The 26,603-nt window shown below is 35.2% G+C and carries 25 protein-coding genes; 7 read left to right on the top strand and 18 right to left on the bottom strand.

What is annotated here, in order from left to right; all coding sequences use genetic code 11:
- Positions 1-12 precede the first annotated feature (12 nt).
- The 6 genes from hutI (at position 13) to ABW637_RS14605 (ending at position 7,202) form a co-directional block, all read left to right on the top strand.
- Entirely contained in the window at positions 13-1,266 is a 1,254-nt protein-coding gene (hutI, locus tag ABW637_RS14630) for an imidazolonepropionase (protein WP_367585456.1), read from the top strand.
- A gap of 6 nt (positions 1,267-1,272) precedes the next feature.
- Positions 1,273-3,279, top strand: coding sequence for a urocanate hydratase (gene hutU, locus ABW637_RS14625; protein WP_367585455.1), 2,007 nt, complete (start codon positions 1,273-1,275; stop codon positions 3,277-3,279).
- Positions 3,280-3,302: 23 nt separating this feature from the next.
- Positions 3,303-4,247 carry a formimidoylglutamase gene (hutG, locus tag ABW637_RS14620; RefSeq protein WP_367585454.1) on the top strand — a complete coding sequence of 315 codons (945 nt, stop codon included), beginning with the start codon at positions 3,303-3,305 and terminating at the stop codon, positions 4,245-4,247.
- A gap of 142 nt (positions 4,248-4,389) precedes the next feature.
- On the top strand, positions 4,390-5,604 hold the full coding sequence (locus tag ABW637_RS14615) for a carboxypeptidase-like regulatory domain-containing protein (RefSeq protein ID WP_367585453.1): 1,215 nt from the start codon (positions 4,390-4,392) through the stop codon (positions 5,602-5,604).
- 717 nt (positions 5,605-6,321) lie between these two features.
- On the top strand, positions 6,322-6,816 hold the full coding sequence (locus tag ABW637_RS14610) for a hypothetical protein (protein WP_367585452.1): 495 nt from the start codon (positions 6,322-6,324) through the stop codon (positions 6,814-6,816).
- Between the two features lie 194 nt (positions 6,817-7,010).
- A complete protein-coding gene (locus ABW637_RS14605; protein WP_367585451.1) occupies positions 7,011-7,202 on the top strand; it encodes a cold-shock protein in 192 nt (63 codons plus the stop codon).
- Positions 7,203-7,275: 73 nt separating this feature from the next.
- On the opposite strand, the gene ABW637_RS14600 is transcribed toward ABW637_RS14605, so the two are convergent.
- From ABW637_RS14600 to ABW637_RS14545, 12 genes are all read right to left on the bottom strand, one after another.
- Entirely contained in the window at positions 7,276-7,740 is a 465-nt protein-coding gene (locus ABW637_RS14600) for a MaoC family dehydratase (protein ID WP_367585450.1), read from the bottom strand.
- Between the two features lie 10 nt (positions 7,741-7,750).
- A complete protein-coding gene (gene fabG, locus ABW637_RS14595) occupies positions 7,751-8,488 on the bottom strand; it encodes a 3-oxoacyl-ACP reductase FabG (protein ID WP_367585449.1) in 738 nt (245 codons plus the stop codon).
- Between the two features lie 206 nt (positions 8,489-8,694).
- Entirely contained in the window at positions 8,695-9,672 is a 978-nt protein-coding gene (locus ABW637_RS14590; protein ID WP_367585448.1) for an NADPH:quinone oxidoreductase family protein, read from the bottom strand.
- Positions 9,673-9,835: 163 nt separating this feature from the next.
- Positions 9,836-10,840 (bottom strand): NADP-dependent oxidoreductase, encoded by a 1,005-nt coding sequence (locus ABW637_RS14585; protein WP_367585447.1) that lies wholly within the window; start codon positions 10,838-10,840, stop codon positions 9,836-9,838.
- A 46-nt stretch (positions 10,841-10,886) separates the two neighbouring features.
- Complete coding sequence (locus ABW637_RS14580) at positions 10,887-11,642, bottom strand: SDR family NAD(P)-dependent oxidoreductase (protein ID WP_367585446.1); 756 nt, start codon at positions 11,640-11,642, stop codon at positions 10,887-10,889.
- A 10-nt stretch (positions 11,643-11,652) separates the two neighbouring features.
- Positions 11,653-12,039 (bottom strand): hypothetical protein, encoded by a 387-nt coding sequence (locus ABW637_RS14575; RefSeq protein WP_367585445.1) that lies wholly within the window; start codon positions 12,037-12,039, stop codon positions 11,653-11,655.
- A gap of 29 nt (positions 12,040-12,068) precedes the next feature.
- Positions 12,069-12,704 carry a transglutaminase-like domain-containing protein gene (locus ABW637_RS14570; protein ID WP_367585444.1) on the bottom strand — a complete coding sequence of 212 codons (636 nt, stop codon included), beginning with the start codon at positions 12,702-12,704 and terminating at the stop codon, positions 12,069-12,071.
- A 71-nt stretch (positions 12,705-12,775) separates the two neighbouring features.
- On the bottom strand, positions 12,776-13,849 hold the full coding sequence (locus ABW637_RS14565; protein ID WP_367585443.1) for a phosphotransferase family protein: 1,074 nt from the start codon (positions 13,847-13,849) through the stop codon (positions 12,776-12,778).
- 63 nt (positions 13,850-13,912) lie between these two features.
- Positions 13,913-15,127 carry an acyl-CoA dehydrogenase family protein gene (locus ABW637_RS14560; RefSeq protein ID WP_367585442.1) on the bottom strand — a complete coding sequence of 405 codons (1,215 nt, stop codon included), beginning with the start codon at positions 15,125-15,127 and terminating at the stop codon, positions 13,913-13,915.
- Between the two features lie 50 nt (positions 15,128-15,177).
- Positions 15,178-15,954, bottom strand: coding sequence for an SDR family NAD(P)-dependent oxidoreductase (locus tag ABW637_RS14555; protein ID WP_367585441.1), 777 nt, complete (start codon positions 15,952-15,954; stop codon positions 15,178-15,180).
- Positions 15,955-15,981: 27 nt separating this feature from the next.
- A complete protein-coding gene (locus ABW637_RS14550; RefSeq protein WP_367585440.1) occupies positions 15,982-17,796 on the bottom strand; it encodes an acyl-CoA dehydrogenase family protein in 1,815 nt (604 codons plus the stop codon).
- A gap of 166 nt (positions 17,797-17,962) precedes the next feature.
- Positions 17,963-18,538 (bottom strand): Crp/Fnr family transcriptional regulator, encoded by a 576-nt coding sequence (locus ABW637_RS14545; RefSeq protein ID WP_367585439.1) that lies wholly within the window; start codon positions 18,536-18,538, stop codon positions 17,963-17,965.
- A gap of 263 nt (positions 18,539-18,801) precedes the next feature.
- Between ABW637_RS14545 and ABW637_RS14540 the strand changes: the two genes are divergently transcribed.
- Positions 18,802-20,679, top strand: a complete 1,878-nt coding sequence (locus ABW637_RS14540; RefSeq protein WP_367585438.1) for a PAS domain-containing sensor histidine kinase — start codon at positions 18,802-18,804, stop codon at positions 20,677-20,679.
- A gap of 510 nt (positions 20,680-21,189) precedes the next feature.
- On the opposite strand, the gene ABW637_RS14535 is transcribed toward ABW637_RS14540, so the two are convergent.
- From ABW637_RS14535 to ABW637_RS14510, 6 genes are all read right to left on the bottom strand, one after another.
- Complete coding sequence (locus tag ABW637_RS14535) at positions 21,190-21,987, bottom strand: DUF3050 domain-containing protein (RefSeq protein WP_367585437.1); 798 nt, start codon at positions 21,985-21,987, stop codon at positions 21,190-21,192.
- Between the two features lie 408 nt (positions 21,988-22,395).
- Positions 22,396-23,709 carry a UDP-N-acetylglucosamine 1-carboxyvinyltransferase gene (gene murA / locus ABW637_RS14530; protein WP_367585436.1) on the bottom strand — a complete coding sequence of 438 codons (1,314 nt, stop codon included), beginning with the start codon at positions 23,707-23,709 and terminating at the stop codon, positions 22,396-22,398.
- Positions 23,710-23,754: 45 nt separating this feature from the next.
- Complete coding sequence (locus ABW637_RS14525; protein ID WP_367585435.1) at positions 23,755-24,405, bottom strand: DUF4290 domain-containing protein; 651 nt, start codon at positions 24,403-24,405, stop codon at positions 23,755-23,757.
- Positions 24,406-24,561: 156 nt separating this feature from the next.
- Positions 24,562-24,846, bottom strand: a complete 285-nt coding sequence (locus ABW637_RS14520) for a DUF493 family protein (RefSeq protein WP_367585434.1) — start codon at positions 24,844-24,846, stop codon at positions 24,562-24,564.
- An 87-nt stretch (positions 24,847-24,933) separates the two neighbouring features.
- Positions 24,934-25,575, bottom strand: a complete 642-nt coding sequence (locus ABW637_RS14515) for a nucleotidyltransferase family protein (RefSeq protein WP_367585433.1) — start codon at positions 25,573-25,575, stop codon at positions 24,934-24,936.
- Positions 25,529-26,599, bottom strand: a complete 1,071-nt coding sequence (locus ABW637_RS14510) for an XdhC family protein (protein WP_367585432.1) — start codon at positions 26,597-26,599, stop codon at positions 25,529-25,531. The genes ABW637_RS14515 and ABW637_RS14510 overlap by 47 nt, the downstream gene beginning before the upstream one ends.
- Between the last annotated feature and the right edge of the window lie 4 nt (positions 26,600-26,603).

The following is a 26,603-nucleotide window of genomic DNA, read 5'->3' as shown; positions in this document are numbered from 1 at the left end:
CAAAGTAACAGTATGAAAAACTACAAATTAATAGGCCCAATTTCACAACTTATTAGTATGGAAAAAGTTGCTACGAAGGGTGCTATAAAAGATGAAGAAGTGTCTATATTAAAAGACATGGGAATACTTATTGAAGGAGAACAAATTCATAGTATTGGCGATTATTTAGAAATAAAACAAAAAGCAATCTCGCTTAATGCAAAAATTATAGAATTACAATCCAACTATGTCTGCATACCTGGATTTATAGATGCCCATACTCACATTTGTTTTTCGGGTTCGAGAGCAAGAGATTATGCCATGCGCAATGCAGGTAAATCCTATTTAGAAATAGCCGAAGCCGGTGGTGGGATTTGGGATACAGTAACTCAAACCAGAAAAGCTACCCAAGAAGAGTTAATCTATGGAATCCTAAAGAGAGCCAATGCACTATTAAAAACGGGAATCACTACCATTGAAGTAAAAAGTGGATATGGGTTATCTGTATCTGAAGAGTTGAAAATGCTACGTGCCATAAAAAACGCAAATGAAAACCTGGAAGCAGATCTTATTGCCACTTGTCTTGCAGGGCATATGCTTCCAAGGGACTTTGATGGTGACCATAAAGAATATCTGGAAACCATAAGTAATACTCTTTTTCCAATCCTAAAAGATGAAAATCTAACCCATAGAATTGATGCTTTTATCGAAAAAAGTGCTTTCCTCCCATCCGACATTTATCCATATTTCAAAAAGGCAAAAGCTATGGGATTTGACATCACAGTTCATGCCGATCAATTTAGTACTGGCGGTAGTGAGGTTGCTGTAAAAATAAATGCGGTTAGTGCCGACCATCTCGAGGCCAGCACCGAAGATGAAATAAAAATGTTAGCCGATAGTAATGTAGTGTCTGTTGCATTACCCGGTGCTTCTATTGGATTAGGTTGTAATTTCACCCCTGCCAGGAAAATATTAGATGCCGGAGGAGCATTGGCCATAGCTAGTGACTGGAATCCGGGTTCTGCACCTATGGGCGATCTGTTAACACAAGCCTGTATTTTAGGAACATTCGAAAAACTATCAAATACCGAAGTCTTAGCGGGAATCACATGTAGAGCTGCTGCTGCTTTAAACCTTAAAGATCGTGGAAGACTAACTACCGGGATGCTTGCTGATTTTAACTTGTTTCAGACCGATCATTTTAATGAGATCTTCTATCACCAGGGTAAACTTGTTCCTTCGCAAGTATGGAAACGAGGAGATATTGTGTATTCTGACCATAATTAAAAACAAATGAGTTTTAAAGAAAAAATACTACAAGGGATTCCCAAGATACTGCCATCAAAAAAAGCACTGGATTTTAACATTAGTCGTGCTCCAAAACGAAAACAGATCTTATCTCTAGAAGAGAAAAAATTAGCGCTTAGAAATGCCTTGAGATACTTTCCAAAAAATTGGCACCATGAACTTGCATCAGAGTTTCTAGAGGAATTAAATGAATATGGTCGTATCTATATGTATCGTTTTATTCCAGAATATGTTATGTATGCAAGACCAATTGATGAGTATCCTGCCAAAACCAAACAAGCAGCAGGTGTTATGTTAATGATCCAGAACAATTTGGATCCAGAAGTTGCACAACATCCCTATGAACTGATCACATATGGTGGTAATGGAGCCGTTTTTCAAAACTGGGCGCAGTATTTGCTTACCATGCAATACTTAGCAACAATGACCGAAGAACAGACCTTACATGTGTATTCAGGGCATCCTATGGGATTATTTCCTTCTTCGGCTAATGCACCAAGAGTAGTAGTAACAAACGGGATGATGATCCCTAACTATTCTAAACCTGATGATTGGGAAAAATACAATGCCTTAGGTGTCACTCAATACGGGCAAATGACCGCAGGAAGCTATATGTATATTGGTCCGCAAGGTATTGTACACGGTACTACAATTACAGTTATGAATGCCTTCAGAAAAACATTGAAACCTAATGAAACTCCTGCAGGTAAGATCTTTTTAACAGCGGGATTAGGAGGCATGAGTGGTGCACAACCCAAAGCAGGCACAATCGCTGGCTGTATTACCATTTGCGCCGAAGTTAATCCCCATGCTGCCATTAAGCGTCATAAACAAGGCTGGGTTGATGAGATTCATGACAATTTAAAAGACCTTGTTAATCGCACTAAAAAAGCCATAGAAAAGAGTGAGATTGTTTCTATAGCCTATCAAGGTAATATTGTAGATGTTTGGGAACGATTTTACGAAGAAAATATCTATATAGAACTTGGATCTGATCAAACATCTTTGCATAATCCATGGTCTGGTGGATATTACCCCGTAGGACTTAGTTATGAAGAATCTAACGAAATGATTGCTAACGCCCCGAAGAAGTTTAAAATTAAAGTTCAGGAATCGTTGCGCAGACATGCGACTGCCATAAATAAACATACCGACAGAGGTACTTATTTCTTTGATTATGGTAATGCTTTTCTATTAGAAGCATCTCGAGCAGGAGCAGATGTAATGGCAGAAAATGGTATTGATTTTAAATATCCATCTTATGTACAAGATATTCTTGGACCTATGTGTTTTGACTATGGGTTTGGGCCATTTCGATGGGTTTGTACTTCTGGTAAGACTGAGGATTTAGACAAAACAGATCAAATAGCTTTAGAGGTAATGAAATCTATTAAAGAAGTTTCTCCTAAAGAAATTCAACAACAAATGCAGGACAACATTACCTGGATTCGAGAAGCAAAAGAAAACAACATGGTTGTAGGTTCTCAAGCAAGAATTTTATACGCGGATGCCGAAGGGAGAATCAAAATAGCCACAGCTTTTAACGAAGCTATAAAAAATGGTGATATAACAGCTCCTATCGTTTTAGGAAGAGATCATCACGATGTAAGCGGTACCGATTCTCCTTATCGAGAGACCAGTAATATTTATGACGGTAGTAAATTTACCGCAGATATGGCTATCCATAATGTGATTGGAGATAGCTTTAGAGGAGCTACCTGGGTATCTATACATAATGGAGGTGGTGTTGGATGGGGAGAAGTAATCAATGGAGGGTTTGGATTAGTATTAGATGGATCCCAAGAAGCCCAGAAAAGAGTACAACAGATGTTGTTTTATGATGTAAATAATGGAATATCCAGAAGAAGCTGGGCAAGAAATGAAGAAGCATTATTTGCCATCAAAAGAGAAATGGAACGTACCCCGGATCTAAAAATTACGTTACCAAATCTAGTTGAAGATGATATCATAGAAACAAATTTTAATGACTGAAACACATAAGTTATATTAATAAAATGCAACATTATCAAAAACCAAATACCAAACTTTGGGCTGGGCGTTTATCTAACAAACAACTATATCTGCACGAAAAAATAACATGTATTGATCTAAAAAATGATATCCTGCCAAAAAACAAAGAGAAATCATTTGCTTTATTGGGGTATGCATGTGATGAAGGAGTAGAGAGAAATAAAGGTAGAATTGGTGCGAAAGAAGGACCAGATACAATTCGAAAAATGTTGGCTTCTTTATCAAATCATTTTTCTGATGACATCAGTATTTTTGATGTTGGTAACATAACGTGCGAAGATAAAAATCTAGAGGAAACACAAGCTAAAACTACAGATTGTATTGCGTCTCTCATAGATAATAACGTTTTTCCAATTGTTTTAGGTGGCGGACACGACCTGGCGTATGCTCATTATAACGGAATCAAAAAACAATTTCCTAATAAAACCATTGGCATCATCAATCTTGATGCACATTTTGATCTTAGAAAAGTTGAAAGCCAGGGGAATTCTGGCACCCCTTTTTACCAAATTGCCAAAGAAAACAATGTATTTAAATACTTGTGTCTTGGGATTCAAAAGGCTGCAAATAACCAAGAGTTATACAAAACTGCCAACAAATTAAATGTTCAATACATAGAAAATACTCAATTCTCTATCCACAACAAAGTGCATGTTTTTAATACTATTAAAAATTTCATTGCGTCTGTAGATCATATTTACTTAACTATTGATATTGATGGGTTTTCATCGATATATGCACCTGGAGTAAGTGCACCCTCCCCTATGGGATTCTCTATTGATATCGCAATGGAAACCATACGGTTAATCTGCGAATCAGATATATTAGCAAGTGTTGATTTGGTAGAACTCAATCCAAAATACGACATAGACCATTGTACTTCAAAACTAGCAGCAAGGTTAATCTATAATATCATAAATTGGTTATAATTTCAACAATTGTGTTACAGAATACTATCTTAGTCGTCTTGTAAAAATATAAGAACGATGATACCGATAGTTTATTCATACATTACATCTTGTTTTAGATAACATTTCGAGTGTAACTATCAATTACCGGAAAATATAACATATGAAAAGTCTATTATCTATCATTACTGTTTTAATCTTCTCATTGGTTAGTAATGCACAAAATTATATTACCATTTCAGGAAAAGTAATAGACCAAGAAACCAAAGAACCACTACCCTTTGCTTCGATTTATATAAAAAACAATGCTACAGGAACAACTTCAAATAAAGACGGTACATTTATATTTCATGTATCGACACATCTAAGCAAAGAACCTGTAATCATCTCTATGATAGGATACAAAAGCATTGAGATACCAGCGAATCAATTTACCATAAACCAGACAATTTATCTTCAGCAAAGCATAGCACAACTCGACAATGTAATTCTAACATCGGGTAAACCACTAAGCGCGAAAAAAATTGTTAAAAAAGCGTACAAAGCCATTGATACAAACTATCCAAAAGAACCTTATATTCTAGAAGGGTTTATACGCGATCTTCAGAATGAAGATGGTCAATATGTAGAACTATTAGAGTGTGCGGTGAAGTTTTACTACAAAGACTACAAAGATTACAATTCCCCAAAAGTTGAACTTCAAGAAGTAAGGCAAAGTTATATAGCGAAAAAGCATTCCTGGAATGAAGATTTTGAAAGAAAAAACTCAATTGTTGATTTAATCGAAGATGATTTCATACGATATGATTATGGCCCCATTAAAGTAAAGAATGGGTGGTCATATAAGATCGAGAGCATACTTCCTTTTGCAAATAGATTAGTATATAAAATTATAGGGAAGAATCCTCCTTTTCAAAAAACTACACTTTATATTGATACTGAAAATTTCGCTTTTGTACGAATGGAGCTAACTCGATCCAGAAATAAAGAAAAATACTATAAAAGAAGACTAACTAACGGGCAGCAAGAAGCTGGATATCATATCGTATTTGAATATCAGGAACATGAAGGTAAAATGTATTTAAAATATCTAAAGGAAGAGGATACCTGGCATATTTTTAATGGCTCTGGGTCAAATCAAATACTATTCAAAAAACATCCAAAAAAAGAGCTATTTATCAATAGGATTACCACTAAAAACTTAAATAATCATTCTTTCTCTAACAACCTAGATATTACTAAAAGCATAGAAAATCAAGCCGGTTTATATAATCCGGAGTTTTGGAAATACTATAACGCCCCTACTCTTACTCTACAAGAAAGCAAGATTGTTGAGGAACTTAAGAAGGCACAGATTAACATCTCTCGTAAAGAATAATAATCCTCCTAACTTGTTATTCTTTCTCCATACTTTCAAACTTCATAGAAAGGAAATCGTTCTTATTATTTAGAACTACAAAAAAGTTATATAAAAAAAAGACCCTTCAACTATTAGAATGAAGGGCTTTAGGGCAAAAACACAAACTCAAAATATCTTAAAGACTCCTGAAAATAGTACCAAAACATAATACTACGAGTTTACTCAGGATAAATCTATTTCTATTATTACTTACGAATTGCATAACTAGAGGCTTCAGGAAGTTCGCTTAAAAATTTTACTATACTATTAAAGTTCAGTCCGAATGTAGAATTTAAATAATTCATGATTGTGTGATTTAAGGTTATTTGATAGCAAATTAGTAAGTTATCAACACAAAACCAAATAAAATGTTTATTATTTGTTAATAATTTGTTGAAAAGAATAATTATTGCGATATAAAACACAAAATATTCATATTTATAAAATATTAGAAGGTAAAAACCCACTTTAATTGTTGATAACTATGTTAATAACTCTGAAACACCTGATAAACAAAGAGATAAACTGTTTACAACCTTCTTATAAAGCATTAAAAATCAAATAATTCTCAATATTACAACCCCTTTACATCTACCCCTCTATAGCAAAGTCAAATCACAGGTCGACAAAAAGCAAACATGAAATAAGAACCACACATACTCTATTTCAATTCAATCTTTTATCTAAATTGCACCTATGAAATCTGCTTCAGTAAAAGAAATCAAAACAGAATTATCTCAACGTTCGCATCAAGAACTTATGGAGTTGTGCCTTCGCTTGTCGAGGTTTAAAAAAGAGAATAAAGAATTACTAACTTATCTTTTGTTCGAATCCACCGATGAAGAAGAATACATACACAATGTTAAAAATGAAATTAATGAACAATTTGAGGTTATTAATACCGCATCGTACCATTACATTAAGAAGAGTGTACGTAAAATTTTAAGGACAATAAAAAAGTACATTCGGTATTCTAAAAACAAGGAAACAGAGATAGAACTACTGATACATTTTTGTAAAAAGTTAAAAAAATTCAATCCATACATACAAAAAAGCACTGTATTACAAAGCATCCTTAATCGTGAGATCATAGGAATAAAAAAGAAATTGTTAGGATTACACGAAGATTTGCAATATGACTATGCATTAGAACTTCAAAAAATACAGTCTTATAACATTTCCAATTTGTGAATAGATTTTAACAATTTTAAAAAAACTGTTATACAGTGTAATTAAAAACTTAATTGTTAAATATTTTTTATACTTTTACTAGTAATAAACACTAAAAATCTGTGTTTAATAAGTATGTAAAAACCACTTAGATGATGCTCAATTAGATATTTGGCATTATCTTTGATTTTTATTAACTAATTTAAATTATAACAATGAATAAAGGAACAGTAAAGTTCTTCAATGATGCCAAAGGTTTTGGATTTATCACTGAAGATGATTCGAACAAAGAACATTTTGTACACATCTCTGGATTAATCGATGAGATTAGAGAAGGCGATGCAGTCGAATTTGATTTGCAAGAAGGTAAAAAAGGATTAAACGCAGTAAATGTAAAAGTAATTTAATATATACTATTTAATTTTTTTAAAGCACACAACCTGTCCACTTTTAGAGGACAGGTTTTTTTGTGGTCCAAATTCATTCAAACATTAACGAAACGAACTCGGCAACACAAGCTGGCTTTTCAATATTCTCAATTTCTAGGGTACAATCCCATGTAATTTTCAACCCATTATTGGCATATTCTTCAATTTTCGTGACACGGCTATGCAATCTTAAACGACTGTCAACAAGTACCGGATGCGGAAAACGTACTTTATTTAGTCCGTAATTAAATCCCATAACCGCACTCTCTACCGTAATCAAGTCCATCAACATTTTTGAAAGCAATGATATAGATAGAAATCCATGAGCGATGGTCTTCTTAAAAGGGGATTCTTTTTTAGCTCTCTCTACATCTACATGCACCCACTGAAAATCCTGGGTTACTTCTGCAAAAGTATTGATCATTTCCTGGGTTACAACTATCCAGTTTCCCACAGGCAATTCTTTTCCTTCAAGTGCTCTAAAAGCTTCAAAATTCTTATATACTAGTTGATCCATGCTGTGTTATTTATCTTGATATACCTCCATCTATGGTTAAACAAATTCCAGAGACATAAGAAGCCTCATCAGAAGCTAGATACAAATATCCATATGCTATATCCATTGGTACAGCAGCTTTTTGAAGCGGTATTTGTTTTTTAATCCCCTCTAGATGCTCCTTAGGAATTTCCTCTGTCATTTCGGTAAGAGTGAAACCAGGAGCCAATGCATTGGCCGTAATACCATACTTACCTAACTCCATAGTCCAGGTTTTAGACATAGCAATTACACCTGCTTTTGTTGCAGCATAATTAGTTTGTCCAAAATTACCACGTAACCCTACATTAGATGCTGCAGAAACAATTCGTCCATACCCTTTCTCTTTCATATATTTAGAAACTACTTGGGTGCACAAAAACACTCCTTTTAAATTTACATCAATCACCGCATCCCATTCTGCCTCACTCATCTTATGAAGTGTTCTATCTTTAGTTATACCGGCATTATTAATCAAAATATCTATTTTGCTATATTTCTTATAAATTCTTTCCGCTTCTGCTTCTATCGCCTCTTTATCTGTTACCGAAATTTTAGTGAATTCTGCAATGTTCCCAGCTTCGACAATCTTTTGGGCAATACTCTCACCATCATCCAATAAATCCCATATAATTACGGTTGCCCCTTCTTTGGCAAACAATTCAGAAACAGCTTTCCCTATTCCTCTGGCTCCACCAGTAACAATAGCAACTTTATCTTTTAATCTCATGTATTTGTTGGTTTATTATGTTGATATATAAAATTTATCTATTTAGTACATCCGTCACATCGACTACCATGACCTAAGGAATGGTGTATCAAGATGTAATTAATACTATATTATGAATTCATGTTTCGATAGTAAATAGTTCTCGATACATTTTGTCTCCATTACATTACACCCAAATACTCAAACTGACACGAAAGATGTTCATATTAAGAACATTCAATAACTACTTTACCTCTCACCTTGCGTTGCATCATTTCTTCGAGAGCTTTTGATGCATCTTTAAGAGGATATATTTTATGAATATGTGGTTTTAGCTTGCCTGCACCATACCACTGCATTAGTTCCATTGTATTTTGCATATTCTTTTTAGGTGTTTTCATTGCAAAACTCCCCCAAAAAACTCCTACAATCGCGCAACCTTTTAGCAAAGCCAGATTAAGTGGAATCTTAGGAATATCTCCCGCTGCAAAACCTACCACCAGGTAACGACCTTCCCAAGCCATACCACGAATAGCTGCTTCAGAATAATCTCCGCCTACCGGATCATAAACCACATCCACTCCTTTTCCGTCGGTAAGTTCTTTGATCCTTGATTTTAAATCCTCTGTAGAATAATTAATCACCTCATCGGCACCAAATTCTTTACATAATTGTAGTTTTTCATCGGTAGAAGCAGCTGCAATTACCTTTGCTCCCATAAGTTTACCTAATTCTACAGCGGCCAACCCTACTCCACCAGAAGCTCCTAAGACCAAAAGCGTTTCTTCTTCTTTAAGTCTAGCTCTATCCTTAAGTGCATGATATGAAGTACCATAGGCCATCATAAAAGATGCCGCTATTGGGTAATTCATCATTGGAGGTTTTTTAAAACAGGCATTACCTGGTACGATCACCTCTTCTGCATAACCACCATGCATCACAAATCCAAAAACCTCATCCCCTGGTTTCAGGTGAGAGATTCTCTCTCCCACTTCTTTAACTACTCCTGCTATATCGCTACCAGGAGTAAAAGGCAATTCTGGCTTAAACTGATACAATCCTTGTATTATTAATGTATCGGGAAAATTAACCCCACAAGCTTTTACTTCAACCAAAACCTCATTTTCTTTAGGCTCAGGGTTTTTTATGTCTTCAAGCGAAAGACTTGAAGGCGGTCCAAATTTTTTGCATACTATTGCTTTCACAGTATTTAGGTTTAAGATTGTTCAAATTCCTTTTATTTAAATTCGTTAATTCGAGTGTCCGATGGTAATCGGGATGTATCGAGAATAAGAATTTGAATAAAAAGCGGTTCTCGATACAGTTTTTCTTCACTTTGTTACAAAAAACCACTCGAACTGACGCTTTTTAGTCATCAATTACTTTTAACACAAGTTTCCCCATTTTATCTCCAGAGAATAATCGTAAAAAAGTTTCATGAAAATTTTCTATTCCTTCATAAATATCTTCTTTACTTTTTAGTTTTCCTTGGGCCATCCAGCCACCCATTTCCATGGCTGCCTTACCGTAGTCTTTAGCATAATCCATCACTACCATCCCTTGCATTGAAGCTCGATTTACTAATAAAGATAAATAGTTACTTGGTCCTTTTATAGCCACTTTGTTATTATACTGTGAGATCGCTCCACAGACAACTATACGTGCATGCATGCGCAATCTAGCTAAAGCAGCATCAAGAATTTCTCCACCTACGTTATCAAAATACACATCGATACCTTTTGGGCATTCTCGTTTTAACCCTTCATGAATATTTTCTGATTTATAATCGATCGCCCCATCAAATCCTAATTGATCTACTACGTATTTACATTTATCAGCTCCACCGGCAATTCCGATTACTCGGCAACCTTTTATTTTGGCAATTTGCCCAACAACACTACCTACCGCACCTGCTGCACCCGATACTAGAACGGTATCTCCTTCTTTTATTTTTCCGACTTCCAAAATCCCAAAATATGCTGTCATTCCAGGCATCCCTAACGTACCGATATACATTGGCAATGGAGCTAAGCTTGGGTCAATTTGATACCAATTATCCCCATTAGTTACAGCGTATTGCTGAACACCACCCCAACCTGTAAGGTAATCTCCTTCTTTATATTTTGGATGATTATTGGATTTGATCACTTTCCCAACCGATCCGGCACGCATTACATCATTAACCTGAACAGGTTCTATGTATGACTTACCTTCGTTCATCCAGCCACGCATAGCGGGATCCAATGATATATAATGTTGTTGTACTAGAACTTCTCCTTCCTTAGGTTCTGGGATTGGATTATCTTGAAGTTCCCAAGTATCAGTTTCAGGCAGTCCAACCGGACGTTTTTTAAATATTAGTTGCTTATTCATTGGTTAATTTATTTTAATTTATTATCGTATTTGTATGTATATAATTTTATAAAGATGTACCTCCATCTAATGTAATAGTCTGGCCTGTTATAAACTTTGTGTCATCTGAAGCAAGCCAAACCACAGCTTCTGCAATCTCTTCTGCCAGCCCGTATCGTTTCATAGGAATCACACTTTTAAGCATTTGATCCATATCTGGCCGTACTGATAACAATTTATCCAATAAAGCAGACTCTGTATACCCGGGACACACCGCATTGATACGTATATTTTTGCTAGCATATTCTAAAGCAGCAGACTTTGTCATCCCAACTACAGCAAACTTACTTGCACTATAAGACAAATTATTTAATGAAGCTTTAAGACCTGCCAGGGAAGCAATATTTACTATATTTCCACCGCCTTGTTTCATCATTTGCTGCAATGCTAATTTCATGCAATAAAAAACGCCGGTCTGATTGACTGCAATAACACTATCCCAATCTTCTAAAGTATATTCCCCTGTTTTAGCCATATTTCTAGGGCCAATTCCGGCATTATTAACTATAACATCTAATCTCCCAAACTGCTCAACTGTTTTGGCTATGAGTTGCTCTACCTCATCATACTTAGCAACATTAGCAGTAATTACAGTACTCTCGCCTCCTGAAGCCTTAATTTCATCTGCTATTTTTTGTGCTTTTTCTTCTCTAATATCCGAAACCACAACTTTGGCTTGATGTTTTGCAAAATGCTTGGCCGTGGCGGCACCAATCCCAGAACCGGCACCGGTTACTATTACTACTTTATCTTTTACTTGCATATATTAAGTTTTATTTAGCTGTACATACTATTAATCTCGAGTCTTGCAGAGCACGACTACGCATTTTTGCAGGATACCCTTCAGAAGTGATCATGCCTAAAAAATCTTTTTTACTCGCATACTCTACAATCAGTACCTTATCCCATTCTAAATTCTTTTCTGGACCAATAAGAGTAAACATTGGTTTTCCTTGATAAATAATTTTGGCTTTTGAAGCTTGAAAAAATGGCAGTACAGCTTGCATATACTGACCGTAAGCCTGAGCACCCGTTATATCTGCATCTTCTACCTTAGTCTTAAACTTTAAAAGATTCAACATCTGAAAAGCCCCTTCTAAGGGTAAGGTTGAAAACTCTTGAAATTGTTCTGGGGTAACTTCTATATGTTTATGATCCATGTGTGATTTTTTAGTTTTAGTTACACTATTTACAACTTGATTACATCAGCATCCTTTGATAAACTAATAATTTCCGGATAATGTTCCTTCATGTTATTCAACATAAAATCAACGGGAACATCTTCAAAATGCCCATAATCCTCAAGGTATTCCATAAAAACATTCCCTTCATTATTAAACTCCTGAAGAATGGAATCGTTTTCTCCATCAAACTCTAAAGGCGCCACATTACACATTTTACACAAAGACGCATTAAAAGCCGGGGATGCTTTAAGCCATTTACCATTTAAATAAACGTTAATCATTCCATGTGGAGTGAGCTCATTAGTTCCAAATTTTTCTGTCAATCGTTCTACAGCGATATGGTTTTTTACCTTTGCTAAATGAATTCTTGCCGGGATTCCAACTGCTCTTAAACAAGCAATTAAAAGAATAGACTTATCCACACAATGACCTGTCGTCTTTTTAGCTACATAACTTGCTTTATAAGCTTCTTTTAAAAGGCTTATGGTATAAGGATCATACTTCCATTCATCCCTTATTTTAAGGTATAATTGCTCAGCTTTTTCTTTATCCGTTAACCTATCCGTCTTAAATTCTTTTACGATTTTCTGAATTTCATCAGTTTCATAATCGAAATACTCTGTAGCAGCTAAATAATCCATTTAATATTTTTAATGTACTTCTAAAACCAACCTTAAAGATTTTGGAAAACCCTAAGACTAATTAATTTATATCAATCTATTTTATTTTTCTGAATAGCTTGTAGTGCCAAATTACAAAGCAATTCTGCAGCTTTATTTAATTGCGCAAATCGAGGATCTGTCGTAAGGCCTTTACTATATCGATAATAAATCTGTTGAGCAATTACCGCGATCTTAAACAACCCAAATGCATAATAAAACACTAAATGATTTACTTCTCTTCCACTTTTTTGGGTATAGCGTTCTACGATCTCACTTCTACTGGGGTTACCATCCATAATTGTAGGTGAAGGAATACCTTGTTGTACAAATGGATGATCACTTGCCATGGTCCAATATCCTAGAGAAGTTCCTAAATCCATCAATGGATCTCCCAAGGTGGCCATTTCCCAATCCAATACCGCCACAACTTCTTTCCAGGTATCATCTTTAAAAACTACATTATCATCTTTAAAAACTACATTATCATATTTAAAATCATTATGTACTAAACTATGTCGATATTCTTTGGGTTGATTCTCTTCCATCCATTTCATCACCTTCTCTGCGGCGGGTACATCTTCTGTAGCCGCTTTTAGATATTGTTTACCCCAATTAAGCACTTGTCTTTCAACATATCCTTCGGGTTTTCCTAAATCAGATAATCCTGCCGCCTGGTAATCCACATTATGGAGTTCTACAAAAGTATCCAGCCATGAATCTGCAATGGTTTTAAAATCATCTGCAGGGATATTTCTTTTTTTAGCTTCATGCACATTAAGAATGATTCCGTCAACTTTTTCCATAATGTAAAAAGGACATCCCAAAACATCTTTGTCTTCTGTGTAGGCAAACATTTTTGGTACTTTCGGAAAAGCACTATATATCCCGGATTGTACTTTAAACTCGCGTCCCATATCATGCCCTCTTTTTATGGCTCCAAAAGGGGGTCTGCGTAGTACATATTCTTTGTTTTCTATTTCTAATAAATATGTGAGGTTGGAATACCCATGAGTAAACTGAGTTACACTCCAATCACTTTGATCATTATTAATAAGTCCTTCTTTTTTCAAGAAGGATTTCAATGTTTTTTCGTTTAATTCTTCTCCTTTGCGTACGTTTTGCATGGTTTTGTTTATATATCAAATTGGTAATAAACTTCCTTCTTACTACTTCAATAAAATCACTAACTATTGCGCATGTTTATGAATCACACTTTTACCTAACTGGTACATATGTACTTCATCGGGCCCATCTGCCAATCGAAGCATCCGAGCTGCAACAAAGAAGTGCGCTAATGGGGTATCTGGCCCCACGCCTTTACCTCCATGAATTTGCATCGCTCGATCAATCACTTTTAGTGCCATATTAGGAGCTACAATTTTAATCATTGCAATAAGGTCTTTTGATGTTTTGTTACCCTCTTTATCCATCTTATCTGCTGCAGAAAGTGTTAACAACCTTGCTTGTTCGATTTCGCATTGTGAAAGGGCAATTTCCTGACGGATACTACTATAATCCTTAAAGGTTTTACCAAAAGCTATACGTTCTGAAGCTCTTTTTGACATCAACTCTAATGAGCGTTGTGCCATTCCGATCAATCGCATACAATGATGAATCCGTCCAGGGCCTAAGCGGCCTTGGGCAATCTCGAAACCTCGGCCTTCTCCCAATATTAAATTTTCTTTAGGTACACGAACATTATCTAATACAATTTCGGCATGTCCCTCTGGAGAGTCATAAAATCCAAAAACAGATAATGGTCTTATAATTTTTAACCCTGGCGTATCCATAGGAACCAAAACCATACTTTGTTGTTGATGTCTATGCGCATTTGGATCTGTTTTACCCATTACAATGGCAATCTTGCAATGCGGATCCATCCCTCCCGAAGACCACCATTTACGGCCATTGATTACATAATCATCACCGTCTAATACAATCGAAGTTTCAATATTTGTAGCATCTGAAGAAGCCACCTGGGGTTCTGTCATTAAAAAAGCAGATCGAATTTCTCCTTTCATTAAGGGTTCTAACCACTGTTTTTTATGTGCTGTAGAACCATATTTTGCCAATACCTCCATATTTCCGGTATCTGGAGCATTACAATTAAACACTTCAGAAGACCATAATACACGCCCCATGATCTCTGCTAAAGGAGCATATTCTAAATTGGTTAATCCCGGGCTCAAATCCCCGTAACTTTTAGGTAAAAAAAGATTCCACAACCCAGCTGCTTTTGCTTTTTCTTTAAGTGCTTCCATTCCTGGCCAACGTTTCCATCGATTATCAGGATTATAATTAAAAGCACCCACTTCTTCTTCAACAGGGAGAATATGTTCTTCAAAAAAGGCATTGAGTTTCTCTTGAAGTGATATTATTTTTTCTGAATATTCGAAATTCATAGTAGATAGTATTAAAGATTTCCGCATAAGCGGAATAACATAAATGTGAATTAACCGGCAATCATATATCCACCATCAGCATTATAAACACTACCGGTCATATAAGCTCCGGCATCAGATGCCAATAGACACACCATTCCTGCCATTTCTTCTGGCATTCCCATTCTGGCTGTAGGTAATGTTTTTTCAATTTTCTTAAGCAATTGTTCATTTTGCCAAAGTGCTGCACTAAACTTTGTTTTGATTAATCCAGGACATAATACATTAGCACGAATACCGTATTTACCCCATTCTTTAGCCTGATTTTTGGTAAGCATCAATAATGCTGCTTTACTAGTACTGTATAATCCTAATCCAGCTCCGGGGTGCAATGCTTCTACAGAGGCTATATTAATAATACTTCCATTTCCTCGTTCTTTCATTGAAGGTAAAGCAAGGTTAGAAAGCATCCAGGGCGCTTTAACATTAATATCCATAATTTTATCAAAAACGCCTTCTTCGGCATCTTCAATAGGTCCGTAAATGGGATTAATGGCTGCATTATTTACTAAAATATCAATCCCTCCATAATGCGCTATGGTTTTTTCTATAAGATTTTTTCTTTGGTCTTCTTTTCCGATATGGCAAGCTATTCCAACAGCTTCGAGTCCAGCTTTTTTAAATTCGGCTACAACTTCATCAACAGCTTCTTGACTCCTGCTACTGATAACAACTTTGGCACCGTGTTCGGCTAAACCTTGAGCTATAGCCTTTCCTATTCCTTTACTGGAGCCAGTGATAATGGCTACTCTTCCTTCTAGATTGAAGGATTGTTTAATACTATTCATGTATTGGTCAGTGATTTATTACTATTATTAATTAAAGAGCTCTTTTTCTCCTGCTATGGTAAGTACTTCTTCGTCCAATAAAATTTCTGCTAGTCCGTTGGTTTTAGGCAATTCATACTTGAAAAAGAATTTCATGGCATGGATTTTACTTTCATAGAAATCTTCAGAATAATTCTTTTGCCCGGTTACCAGAGCATTTTTTGCATGTGATGCAATATCTAACCATACCCATGACAATGTGATTGTACTAAAGAACTCCATAAATGGTGTTGCATCAGATAGGAAACGTTCGTAATCTCCTTTTTGAGCAAAACCCACTAAGAAACCGATTACTTTTTGTGCTAGTTGTAGTTTTTCGCCAAGTTTAGTGGCATATCCTCGCAGGTCATCATATTTGGATGCATTTTGAATGGTTTGCATTATTTCTGCAGTAAGCAACTCTAAGGCTTTTCCATTTTCCATTAATAATTTTCTACCAAGTAGGTCTTGTGATTGGATCCCGGTAGTACCTTCATAAATTGGAAAAATACGGATATCTCTAAGGTATTGTTGTAATATAAAATCTGAACAGAAACCATAGCCCCCAAGTACTTGCACTCCGTTAGAAACAGCTTCTGCTCCCATTTCTGAAGGATACGTTTTTACCATAGGAATGATCAATTCGAGTAACAATGCGTATTTTTCTTTTTCGGCCTTATCCTGCAATGTATCTTTAAGATCTAAATATCTTGAAGCAAGAAGCACTAAACTCAATGAACCTTCGGCTACTACTTTTTGAAGTAAAAGCATTCGACGCACATCGGGATGATTTATAATTAATGTTTGCCCTTGTTCTGGGTTTTTCTTTCCTGCACTGGTTAATTTTCTTCCTTGCGGACGTTCTTTTGCATATTGCAAAGATGCCTGATATGCTGCGGTTGCAATTGCTGCAGCTCCTCGACCAACGGCAATACGAGCTCCATTCATCATTAAGAACATATATTTGAGGCCTTGATGAGCTTCACCAACCAGCCATCCATGACAATCATCTGCATCTCCAAATCCAAGATGTGTGGTGCAATATCCTCGCTGTCCTAATTTTTGAAAATCTGCGACTGTGGTTACATCATTTGAAACTAATCCTCCTTTCCCATCAGGGCGGTTTTTTGGAACCACTAATAATGAAATCCCTTTAGTCCCGGCAGAAGCTCCTTCAATACGTGCTAATACCAAATGCACAAAATTATCTGCATATTGGTGATCCCCACCTGAGATAAATATTTTTTGACCAGAAACTTTATAATAACCATCCTTTGTAGGTACTGCTTTGGTTACTACATCAGACAATGAACTTCCAGCTTGTGGCTCGGTAAGACACATCGTACCTCCCCATTGTCCAGAAAGCATATTAGGAACATAGGTGTCATTAAGATCTTTATTTCCAAAATGCACAATTAGTTCTGCTGCTCCTAATGTAAGTCCTGCATATCCCGGTAAGTGGTTATTGGCTGCATCTTGGATAAATGCAGATGCCGTATACATCATCATAGGCAATTGTAGCCCTCCAGCATCATAATCAAAAGTACCGGAAATAAGTCCCATTTCACCTCCTTTTTTCATCATAACCTCAACCTGTTTATGCACGATTACTTTGCCATCTTTATGATATGCAGGTTGCTCATCCATTTCTTTGATATAAGGAAACAACTCTCTATCAGAAAACTCTTTAACAGAGTCTAAAAACATGTCTAATGATTCCTTATCATGATCTTCAAAACGATCATTTTGTAATACTTCTTCTAACTGATGTACATCATATAAAAGGTATTTTAGCGTCTCTAAATCTATATATTCTTTGGCCATTATGTGAAGTTTTTTGACGTTAAGTAAAAATAACACAATAAAGTACGTAAATATTTGATAGATTCTTATTAAACTAGTTTAATAAATATCAAATTTTTGATACTCTTAACTTTTATATAATGACAAACCATAAGAAGTATGTGGGAAATTATTAGAAATGATTATTTCAACGCTTTTCACTTAGTCGTTTTCGGATTTTAGAGAGTCCGACGGGAGTTAGTCCTAAATAAGAAGCAATTAAATATTGAGGAACCCTTTGAAAGAGAGACGGACGTTTTTCTAGCAATTGCAAGTAACGTTCTTGATTAGAAAGGTTTCTAAGTTGATTAATACGTTGAAAATTTATAACGAATGTCCTTTGCATAGATAAACGACCGAAACGTTCTAACTGATGCGAATGATCAAATACCTTTTGTTGATCTATTTTTGAAATAGAATATACCACAGAATCCTCGGTTGCTTCTAGATATGATTCTGATGGGATTTCTTGTATATAAGCATACAAATCTGTAAAAAAATAACCTTCAGTAAAAAACTCCATGACCCTAATGGTACCATTTTCTACCGTATAATAAGAAACACATCCTTGCTTGACGAAATAAAAATCATTTATAAACTGGTCAGGTTTCAGCAAAAATGCTCCTTTCTTAAAAATCTCCTTCTTAAAAAACTGGAGCCCAAACTCCATATCTGAGTCACTAACATGAGTGAAGGATCGTATTGTTTTCTTTAAGTCTTCCAAGGTTTGATTCGTATTTTTAGCGAAAGAACAAAATATTTTACTATTAACAAAAGTAAACCATTGGTCTAAAAACTAATGCAAATTGAAAATTCTATTCTACACGAATTAAATATTAACACAAGTACGTAAAAATTACGGTTTTACCACAATAAATATTTAACTATTGTTCGTAGCTTTAAGGGCACCAAAGGCAAATAAAAACTTATACCCGCAGATTTCTAAAAAAGTCTAAAACAACCTATCCAATGTAGTATTGGATTTTTATGGATACAATTAACTTTTATCAAATATCAATTTTCATTTTTCAAGGGCTTGTCGTTGCATCATTAATACTACTATTATTTCGCATGCGAACTATAATGGGCTTGGGTTTATTATTTACGGTATTAGGTTTATTTCAGTTTATACAGGTTTTTTTGGCCAGCACACTTTATTTTGAAATTTCTGAATACCTTGTGGTCTCTCCTGGTTCTTCTATCTTATTCTCGGCAACTATGTTCGCTGTGCTTCTAATCTATATTAAAGAGGATGCTATTACTGCAAGAAAACTAATTTATGCATTGGTAATTGCTAACATCGTATTATGTTTTTTACTACTTTCTTTTCGCTTAAATATCGAAGGAGCATATAGTTATAACCCCTTTGATATCTCTACCGAATTCTTTTACACCAATGTTTTTGTTCTTTTTGTTGGCACAGGTATTCTTTTCATAGATTCTATATTGATTATTTTCATCTTTGAGTTTATTTCAAAATACATTTCGAATTTATTTTTCAGAATACTGATTACCATGGTTTTAGTTTTAAGTTTTGATGCCATTTGTTTCTCTCTTGGTTCCTTTTGGTATTTTGAAAATATCCCCCGAATACTTTATTCTGGATTAATCTCAAAAATCTTTATGGCTTTCTTCTTTAGCATACTTTTTACGGTTTATCTAAAATATTTTGAAAAAGAAACCTATCACACCAATTATTTAACTTTCAAAGACGTTTACCATTCTCTTACCTATAAGCAGAAATTCGAAGTTGCCGAAAAAGCTATACAGCTTACCGAGAGCAGGTACCATACGCTTACTAATCTGGTTCCTGTAGGTATTTTTATGACTCGTGCAGATGGTAAAACTACATTTGTAAATCCAAAATGGTGCACTATATCTGGGTTGTCTCAAGAAGAAGCACTTAATGACGGTTGGTTAAATGCTGTACATCCTGAAGATAGGAAAAAATTAAAACAAGGCTGGTATGACGATGCTAGTGAAAAAAAAGATTCTGATGCCGAATACAGATTCTTAAAACCCGATGGTTCTATTACATGGGTATTGGGCCAGGCTATTCCGGAATATAATGATAAGCAGCAGGTTATTGGTTATGTAGGTACTATTACTGACATTACTGACATTAAACTGTATGAACAAGAACTCAATCGATTAAAAGAAAAAGCCGAGGAAAGTGATCGCCTAAAGTCTGCTTTTCTAGCTAATATGAGCCATGAGATCCGCACACCTATGAATGGGATATTAGGTTTAGCAGAATTATTAAAAGAACCCAGACTTACTGGAGATGAACAACAACTCTACTTGGACCTTATTAAAGAAAGTGGTGACCGTATGCTTAATATTATCAAAGACATTATTGATATCTCTAAAATCGAATCAGGTCAGGTAAAAGTTTTTGTTAGTGAAGTAAATATTAATGAGCAAACCGAATATCTTTATAACTTCTTTAAAACCGAAACAGATAAAAAAGGAATAACACTAGAATTACATAACGGTTTGACTAGAGAAGAAGCTATTATCAATACAGATAAAGAAAAATTTAATGCAGTACTCACTAATTTGGTCAAAAATGCTATTAAGTATACAAAGGAAGGGAATATTGAATTTGGGTATGTACATAAAGACGGGTTCTTACAATTTTATGTAAAAGACACCGGAATGGGAATCCCAAAAAATCGTCAAGAAGCTATTTTTGATAGATTTGTACAGGCAGATATAGGAGATCGATATGCATTAGAAGGCGCAGGTATTGGATTATCAATTGCTAAGGCATATACAGAAATGTTAGATGGTGATATATGGGTTAAAAGCAAAAAAGACAAAGGGTCCACCTTTTATTTTACTATTCCTTACCATAAGAATTAAAATACTCTCTTCCATTAAAACAATACTGTCTTTAGGACAAAATGGAACACATGTCCTTCTTTTAAAACAATATAGGTAACTGGAAAGGTAATAGAAGAAGTACTGAAGGATCTTCAACCATACTATATTATGGAAACGATTGAAATCAAACAAACCCTGATGATGCAGGAAATAGAAAAAGTGATTTGTACGCTTATAACAATACTAATTTAGTGTAAAAGAACACCTTCTCCCAGTAAAGGAAGTCAACCAATTGAATTGGTTATCCATACAATGGTTAACTGTCACAATCTACAAACGACAGAAAGGTTCTTAATGATATACTATTTCAAGTCTAACAATGATGATAGTATCCATGGTAATCAAAATGTCATCATAAAAAGTTATCTGGTTTGAAAAAATTACAGCTAGAGAACTAACCATAAGCAATCAAAGGCAAAATAAGGGCTGTGATTCAAAAAATATATGGACCTTACGTATTGCATTTCAATCCAGATAACTTATCATAATTTATAGTCCTCCTATATTAAAATGTAATTCATTACTTTCTATAGCTTCCAAAATACCATCCCACAAGTTCAACCGCTTCTCTAATGCCTTTTTGCTAATTTCCATGCAATCCGTCCACTTATTAATATCATGACCACATAATTCTTCAATCATTCTCATAGCCAGTGGACCATGAACATCTGCATCCAATTCTATATGTCTATCTAAATAATATATTAACTTGTTTAGCTTTCTTGGAAACTTACTGTTTAAATCCTTCACCAATGCATTGAACATTTCAGGTATCAGATCTTCTCTACCAAACGTAAATGCTGCTGCAATTTTATGGGCTTCATTCGTTTCTATTACAGAAAAAGTATAAAACACAAATTCTTTTACTGATGCTGGTAAGTTAAGCTGTATGAGCGAGGTTTTTATATCAAATCCTTGATGCAAAAGATCAATCAAGTGTCGTACCTGTGTAGTATCTGCCTGACACTCTTCCATGGCCTTAAGGTACAGTTCAAAATGGCTTGCGGGATGCCCATTCTTATCCTGATCGGTTTCTTCATCCATTACAATTTCGTTAATTAGTTTTCGGATTGATGGATTTCCTTTGGGTGTCCAGGGAACCGACACACAAGTTAACTCTTTTTGCAATGCTTTTAACAAGGACATAAAATCCCATACGGCAAACACATGATGTTCTAAAAATTTTTGCAAATCTTCAATAGAATTAATAGATCTGTACACTTTGTGATTGAGAAGTTTAGTTCGTAAATGCTCAATCTCTTTTTGAATAACTGGGGTTGCAATCATCGATCTTTTCTTTTATGCTGAACAATCAGCGGTTAATACTGGGGTAACTAGAAAAGAATTATTTCACTAATTATTTTCTAAAAGTAGTAGGTTTGAGTATAAATTAAAAAAAATAGATATCCCGATATATTGACAAACAACTGTTAGTCAATATCTTGACACTTAAATTCTGCATGTTTACAATGATATTAATACAGTTCGTTTTATGTTTCTTTAATCTCTGGTATATAGGTTTGGAAAACGTGCATTAATCATTATAAAAACGTCAAATTTATAAGAGGAATTCATTACTGGATATAAAAAAATGCCTTTCTAGAATTAATTCTAGAAAGGCATTTTTTCTTGCATCTAAGCAAATTTTACTCGATAATCGAGATTTAAATGCTCCGAGGCTTGCCTCGAGGTAGTTTACTCTTTTCGAATAATTTTGGCTCCAATAGCTCTAAGACGCTCATCAATATTTTCGTAACCACGATCTATCTGTTCTATATTGTGTATGGTAGATGTACCTTTGGCACTCAAAGCAGCTATCAATAGAGAAATTCCTGCTCTAATATCTGGAGACACCATAGTGGTAGCTTTTAATGTAGATGTAAAGTCATGTCCGATAATTGTTGCTCTATGTGGGTCACATAATATAATTTTTGCTCCCATATCTATAAGCTTATCAACAAAAAACAAACGACTTTCAAACATTTTTTGATGCACCATCACTTCTCCTCTAGCCTGTGTAGCTATAACCAATACTATACTTAATAAATCTGGAGTAAATCCCGGCCAGGGTGCATCTGCTATCGTCATAAATGACCCATCTATATAACTCTCTATTTGGTATCCATCTTTATGTGCTGGAATATATATATCATCTCCAACTCGCTCTAACGTAATTCCTAGTTTTCTAAAGGTATTTGGTATTATGCCTAAGTTTTCCCAACTAACATTTTTGATCGTTATTTCGCTCTTAGTCATTGCTGCCAGTCCAATCCATGATCCAATTTCAATCATATCTGGTAATATTCGGTGTTCACAACCTCCTAAAGCCTCTACCCCTTCAATTGTCAATAAATTTGAGCCAACTCCTGTGATTTTTGCTCCCATTGAGTTGAGCATCTTACATAATTGCTGCAAATAAGGTTCACAAGCGGCATTATATATAGTGGTGGTACCTTTTGCCAATACGGCAGCCATTACAATATTGGCTGTACCTGTTACCGAGGCTTCATCAAGCAGCATATAAGTGCCTTTCAATCCCTGGGGAGCTTCAACACCATAAAAGCGCTCTTCTTTATTATATCTAAATTTTGCTCCAAGGCTAATAAACCCCTCAAAATGAGTGTCTAAACGTCTTCTCCCAATCTTATCCCCTCCTGGGCGTGGGATATACCCTTTCCCAAAACGAGCCAATAATGGTCCTACGATCATGATGGATCCTCTTAAACCACTTCCTTCTTTCTTAAACTGCTCGCTTTCGAGATATTTTAAGTTCAGTTCATCGCTTTTAAAAGAATACTTTCCTTTTTCAAGTTTCTGGATTTTTACTCCTAAATTTTTAAGGATTTCAATTAATTTATTGACATCACGAATGTCTGGTATATTAGAAATTGTTACTTCATCTGGAGTTAATAAAACAGCACAAAGAATCTGTAAAGCTTCATTTTTAGCTCCTTGAGGTGTAATTTCCCCTTTGAGCTGGTGCCCTCCTTCTATTTGAAAAGTACCCATTTAATCTTAATAATTAGTGGTTAGTAATTCGTAGTTGGTTAAGATCTAGTAACGTTTTTTACCGCGACTTCTGTAGTTCTTTTTGCTACCGCTGGTATTGCTACTTGTATGCTTTTTCTTTTTACCTCTTAGCAAATTCGAAGAATCTGTAAGATCTTCACTACTTCCCTTCAGGTTGATTTTACCATCACTTAGCTCATAAAGATGATTAAAAATCGCACTATCCTCTACTGTGTCTTTATTCCAGTTCAGGTAGCATTTTTTCATATGATTCGCAATGGTATATGTAAGAGCAGTTTTTAAATCACCATCTTCCCAACTATTGGCCACATCAATCATTCTCTTGATATTATTTCCGTAAAAACGATATTTAGGAAAGTTTTGAGGGTATTTTAATGGCTCTGGTCGTTCTTGTAGTTTTTCTTTAGTCAAAACCGGAAACGGTGTATCTACGTCTAACTTAAAATCACTAATAATAAATAGTTGATCCCACAACTTATGTTGAAACTCGGGCACATCACGTAAATGCGGCTGCAGATTACCCATTACAGCAATTATAGCTTTAGCAACTTTGTTCCGCTCTTCGCGATTTTCAATAGCTACAGCATGGTTTATCATTTTCTGTAAATGACGACCATATTCGGGTATGATGAGCATTTCGCGCTCAGTATTATATTCTAAATTATCAATTTCCATAAAATATGTATAAATAAAAAAGTGAAGTATTTATTACGCTTTCTTCATAAAAATAATTCGTTTCGCAAAATACTAAAATAAAATAAGTAAGTTATTGTACTCCGGTAATTTTATTCATAAACCATAGCAACGGTCTACTATAAAAACACGCTTTGTTTAGAGTGAAATAACACCTTCGACCTTAGTGGCAACTTCTTTATATTTAAGAATCACGTGATCCGGATTTTTCATACGTACATTGATAGATACACTTGTGTACTTACCATTTTTAGATTTCTTAGTACTAATTACCGCTCCCAGGTTATCAAATATGGTTTCAATTTGTATAATTCTGGTCGTATCTGTAGGTACAATAAATTTATACAAATATGCAGTGGGCCAAAGTGCTGTGTCAGCCAATTGCTCTTTTAATTTCTTATAAAATTCTTCAGGGTTATTCATATTCTTTAACAAGCAAATTTCAAGCCAAAGATACGGGTTATGATTTATAAAACCGAAGTTAACTTACAAACACTTTTTCGACCCATTTTAAGAAGGAAATTTACCTTGCACTAGGGCCTGGTATTCCTTCTTAGTGTCTAGATCAACACCTTTACCAGAAGCAGTAACAACCTTTGTTTTGTCTTTATGTTTTTCAATAATATACCGAGCTCCATAATCAGATTTCAACATCGATAATTCATCAAAGCAGCTTGCAGGAAAAATTGCTGGCGCCCCAGTTCTTCCACCTAGATCTGTAGCTACTATACTTTCTGGGTTCGCATTATATTTAGAAATCAAAGCCTCGAGATGCACAGCATCAATCAAAGGTTGGTCAATTAATGAGATTAGTACAGCATCAAATGTCAATTTGTCTTGTGTTGCTGTTTTAACCCCAAAACGAATTGATGATCCCATTCCCATTTTCCAATTAGGATGTTCTAAAATTGTAACCGGAAAATTACATACCTCTTTATAAATCAAATCGTAATATGCTCCTAAAACCACAAAAACAGAAGAAGTTTCTACTTGTAACGCTTCTTTTATCGCGTGACCAATCAACGTAGTACCATGCCAGGGTAATAGCTGTTTGGGTTCACCCATTCTACTTGATGCACCGGCCGCAAGGATAATCTGAGCTATTTTAGGTTCCTGAAGAGAAGACATCAATACTTTTCCTTTTTGGGTCATCGTGAATCGCTCCGTCTTTTTCTTGTAATGGTATTGGATTTTGACCTCTACATACCGATAAAATTTCTGCGATTATAGAAATTGCAATCTCTTGCGGAGTCTCTGCTCCCAAGTTTAAACCAGCAGGTCCATGAATCGAATCCATAAACTCATCAGTTACCTCTGGGTAATACTCTATGAATGCAGAAAGTAACTTCTCTCGACGCCGTGCAGGCCCAAGTAAGCCAATATAAACAGGTTTAAGATCTTTGATGGCTTGTAGATATAATAGGTCCTTTGCAAAATTATGTGTCATTAAAACTACTGCCGTTTGATCATCAACATGATCCAGTCTTAAATTTTCTGGAGCGCTATTAACTACTTTATTGGCTCCAGGAAATTCTTCTAGTCGTTTAGGGTTCTTAGGAGAACCTATGATCTCAATTTCCCATCCTGTAGCCGAGGCCAATTGACATAAATTTCCTGCATCATGCTCTGTTCCTATAATAATCAGTCGAAAACAAGGTTGCATTTCTCTTTTAAAACTTTGTGAAGTACTATCACAGGGTTTTCTTTTTAAATCTAGAGTATCAGAAAAAGCAAATTCCCGACCTCCATTAAACCGAACAACAGAACCCATTTCGTTACAATCCTGATCTGTTTTGTGATAGAAAGATGTAATTTCGAATGGTTTTCTAGAGGCTAATTGTTGTTTAATTGCGGAAATAACATCTTCATTAATATCAAAGGTTTCGATCAGGATATACAGTACCCCTTCGCAACCCAAACGATATTTCCCGTCATAGGTCATAATTTTTGGAATCCCTGTTGTAAAGACAGATTGTGATTGCCTGAATACTTCCTTTTCAACACAGCCACCACTAACCGCTCCTTTTGTTATTCCGTTTTGAAGAATAAGCATCCCTACACCAGGTCTTCGATATGAAGAACCTTCTACATCAACAACGGTGGCCATAACAGCAGGTATACCCTGCTGCCTGGCTATAGTATAGGATTCTATAATTTCTTTAAATTCGTGTGTCATAAAT

The sequence above is a fragment of the Aquimarina penaris genome, from assembly GCF_040786285.1.
Lineage (GTDB): Bacteria > Bacteroidota > Bacteroidia > Flavobacteriales > Flavobacteriaceae > Aquimarina.
Note: the sequence above shows the minus strand (reverse complement) of the source record. Positions and strands in the feature narration are given on the sequence as shown.